At 67.9% G+C, this 3,317-nt stretch carries 4 protein-coding genes; 3 read left to right on the top strand and 1 reads right to left on the bottom strand.

Annotated features, from left to right (window positions below; genetic code table 11):
• Both kdsB and adk read left to right on the top strand, forming a co-directional pair.
• Positions 1–636: 3-deoxy-manno-octulosonate cytidylyltransferase (kdsB, locus tag AC27KI_RS21270; RefSeq protein ID WP_487115694.1), on the top strand; the 636-nt coding region annotated here is incomplete at its 5' end.
• Positions 637–776: 140 nt separating this feature from the next.
• Positions 777–1,433: an adenylate kinase gene (gene adk / locus AC27KI_RS21265; RefSeq protein ID WP_284412921.1), complete on the top strand. Its 657-nt coding sequence runs from the start codon at positions 777–779 to the stop codon at positions 1,431–1,433.
• A 70-nt stretch (positions 1,434–1,503) separates the two neighbouring features.
• Here the strand turns inward: adk and AC27KI_RS21260 are convergent, their stop codons facing one another.
• Positions 1,504–2,472 (bottom strand): asparaginase, encoded by a 969-nt coding sequence (locus AC27KI_RS21260; RefSeq protein WP_317357944.1) that lies wholly within the window; start codon positions 2,470–2,472, stop codon positions 1,504–1,506.
• A gap of 84 nt (positions 2,473–2,556) precedes the next feature.
• On the opposite strand from AC27KI_RS21260, the gene lexA reads away from it, so the two are divergent.
• Positions 2,557–3,231, top strand: coding sequence for a transcriptional repressor LexA (lexA, locus tag AC27KI_RS21255; RefSeq protein ID WP_284401200.1), 675 nt, complete (start codon positions 2,557–2,559; stop codon positions 3,229–3,231).
• Positions 3,232–3,317 lie beyond the last annotated feature (86 nt).

The following is a 3,317-nucleotide window of genomic DNA, read 5'->3' as shown; positions in this document are numbered from 1 at the left end:
GACGATGCCCGCATCCTCGCGGCCTGCCAGGCGCATGGCGTGCAGGCCCTGCTCACGCGGCCCGACCATCCGAGCGGCAGCGACCGCCTGGCCGAGGCCTGCGAACAGCTGGGCCTGGCAGGCGACGACATCGTGGTGAACGTGCAGGGCGACGAGCCGCTGATCGACCCCGCGCTGATCGATGCCGTGGCCGCCCTGCTGCCGGCCCGCACGGACGCCAGCATGGGGACCGCCGCCCATGCCATCGGCACGCTGGCCGACTACACCAGCCCCCATGTCGTGAAGGTCGTGCTCGATGCGCGCGGTCTCGCGCACTACTTCAGCCGGGCGCCCATTCCGCATGCACGCGACCATGCCAACGCTGCCTGGTGGACGCAGGGGCCCGATGGCGCGGCCACCGGCGTGCCGCCAGGGTATGCGCCGCTGCGCCACATCGGCCTCTACAGCTACCGCGCCGCATTCCTTCGGCAGTTTCCGGCCCTGCCGCCCGCGCCCACTGAAGCGGTCGAGGCACTGGAGCAGTTGCGGGCGCTGTGGCACGGCCACCGCATCGCCGTGCATGTGACCGCTTCGGCACCTGGCCCCGGCGTGGACACCCCCCAGGATCTGGAACGCGTGCGAGCGCTGTTTTCCTAGCGTTTTCAGAGTCTCCGCCGTGTCAGGAAAGCGCGTGGACCCGCGTGCTATCCTTGCCCGCGATCAGAGCGCCGCATCCCGGGCCGGAGGCAAGCCCGTGGCCAGTGGCGCCAGCCGAATTCAACACTTAGAGGACATCCATGAGACTGATTCTTTTGGGCGCACCCGGCGCCGGAAAGGGCACGCAGGCCGCATTCATTTGCCAGAAATACGGTATTCCGCAAATCTCCACCGGTGACATGCTGCGCGCCGCCGTCAAGGCAGGCACGCCGCTGGGGCAGCAGGCCAAGGCCGTCATGGATGCGGGGGCGCTGGTCAGCGACGACCTCATCATCAATCTCGTGAAAGAGCGCATTGCACAGCCCGACTGCACGTCCGGCTTCCTGTTCGACGGATTTCCCCGCACCATCCCGCAGGCCGACGCCATGAAGGCCGCGGGCGTCAAGCTCGACTATGTGCTCGAGATCGACGTGCCCTTCGATGCCATCATCGAACGCATGAGCGGCCGCCGCTCCCACCCGGCCAGCGGTCGCACGTACCACGTCAAGTTCAACCCGCCCAAGGTGGAAGGCAAGGACGACGTGACCGGCGAAGACCTCATCCAGCGCGAAGACGACAAGGAGGCCACCGTCAAGAAGCGCCTGGATGTGTACAGCGCCCAGACCCGTCCGCTGGTGGAGTACTACTCCAGCTGGGCCAAGGCCGATCCGGCCGGCGCTCCCAAATACCGCGCCATCAGCGGCACGGGCAGTGTGGAAGAGATCACCCAGCGTGCGCTGGCCGCACTGGCCGGCTGATTGCCGACTGAACCCGCACGGCACCTCGGCCGTGCCTGGAACGCCCCGCCCTCTGCGGGGCGTTGCCATTTCAGGGGCGCCGAGGCCGGGCGAGCAGATCGAGCAGCAGGCTGATGCGGGCCTTCACCGGGCTCAACCCCTCCGAGTGGGGCAAGGCGTCCCCCGGCTTGGGCAGCACCCGGCCCAGCGGGCAGCGGGTGGCCACGCGCACTTCCACACCGCTCTCGTGCGCGCGCTCCAGCGCCTTGGCCAGGGCATGGTGCAGCGTGCCGTTGCCCGTCGCCGCCACCACGAGGCCATCCACGCCGTCCAGCACCAGCAGGTCGACGATGCGGCCATCGGCGCCGACGTGGTTCATGAGCACCTCCACCCGCGGCCACAGGTAAGTGTTGGCGATGTGGTGAAGCGCATCCAATCGCGGAACCGAAGGGGCCGGCCAGCCATGGGCCAGGCGAACCGCGCCCTCCTCCACCCAGCCCAGCGGCCCGGCGTCTCCTGAGCTGAAGGCATCCACGCGATAGGGGTGCACTTTCTGCACGTCGCGCGCGGTGTGGATCGTGCCTGCCACCACCGCCAGCACCCCGCGCGCCCCGGGCGTGGCCGCTACCGCCACCGCATCGAGCAGATTCTGCGGACCGTCCGGCGCGATCGCCGTTGCCGGCCGCATGGCGCAGGCCAGCACCACGGGGCGTTCGGCAGTGTCCAGGACCGAGTCCAGGAACCACGCCGTCTCCTCCAGCGTGTCGGTGCCGTGCGTGACCACCACCCCGCGCACATCGGGATCGGCCAGCAACTGCGTGCATCGGTGGGCCAGTTGCCGCCATACGGCGAAATCCATGTCCTTGCTGTCGATCTGCGCGATCTGCTCGGCTTCGATCCGGCCACGGGCCGCCTGCGCCAATCCAGGAATCGCCTCCAGTAACTGCCCTACGCTCACCTGGCCGGCGGTATAGCCGATGTTGTCTCCGGCCTTGGCGGCCTTGCCCGCGATGGTTCCGCCGGTGCCCAGCACCACGATTTTTCCTGTGCCCACTTGCACGCTCCAAAAAACTGGTTAAAAATACAGTGACTGGATTAAAAAACAGGCCTCTCCCTGCCTATCCGTTCAGCACCGGAGTCACTCATGTTCGACAGTCCCAAGCTCACCGCCCGCCAGCAACAGATCCTCGATCTGATCCAGACCGCCATCTCCCGCACCGGCGCGCCCCCCACCCGGGCGGAAATCGCCGCCGAGTTCGGCTTCAAGTCCGCCAATGCGGCCGAAGAGCACCTGCAGGCCCTGGCCCGCAAGGGCGTCATCGAACTGGTCAGTGGCACATCGCGCGGCATCCGGCTGCGCAGCGACACGGTGCGCTCCATCAATGCCGCCCGCGGCACCCAGTTCAACCTGCCCATTCCGGGCCTGTCGCAGCTGTCGCTTCCCCTGGTGGGGCGGGTGGCGGCAGGGTCGCCCATTCTCGCGCAGGAACACGTCGACCAAACCTACAGCGTGGAGGGCAGCCTGTTCCAGCACAAGCCGGATTACCTGCTCAAGGTGCGCGGCATGTCCATGCGCGATGCGGGCATCATGGACGGCGACCTGCTTGCCGTGCAATCCACCCGCGAGGCGCGCAACGGCCAGATCATCGTGGCCCGGCTGGGCGACGACGTCACCGTCAAGCGCCTGCGCCGCACGGCCACCGCCATCGAGCTGCTGCCCGAAAACCCTGACTACCCCGTCATCACCGTGCATCCGGGCGAGCCTTTCGAAATCGAAGGGCTCGCAGTGGGCCTGATCCGCAACACCATGCTGATGTAGCCCGCTGCACACCGCCGCAGGTGGCGGGCGTCTGGCGGCCAGGGGCAAGAAGCCCTGGTCAGCCAACCCTGCGGCAGTGTGTTTTT

The sequence above is a fragment of the Acidovorax sp. KPB24-03 genome (assembly GCF_057546605.1).
Note: the sequence above shows the minus strand (reverse complement) of the source record. Positions and strands in the feature narration are given on the sequence as shown.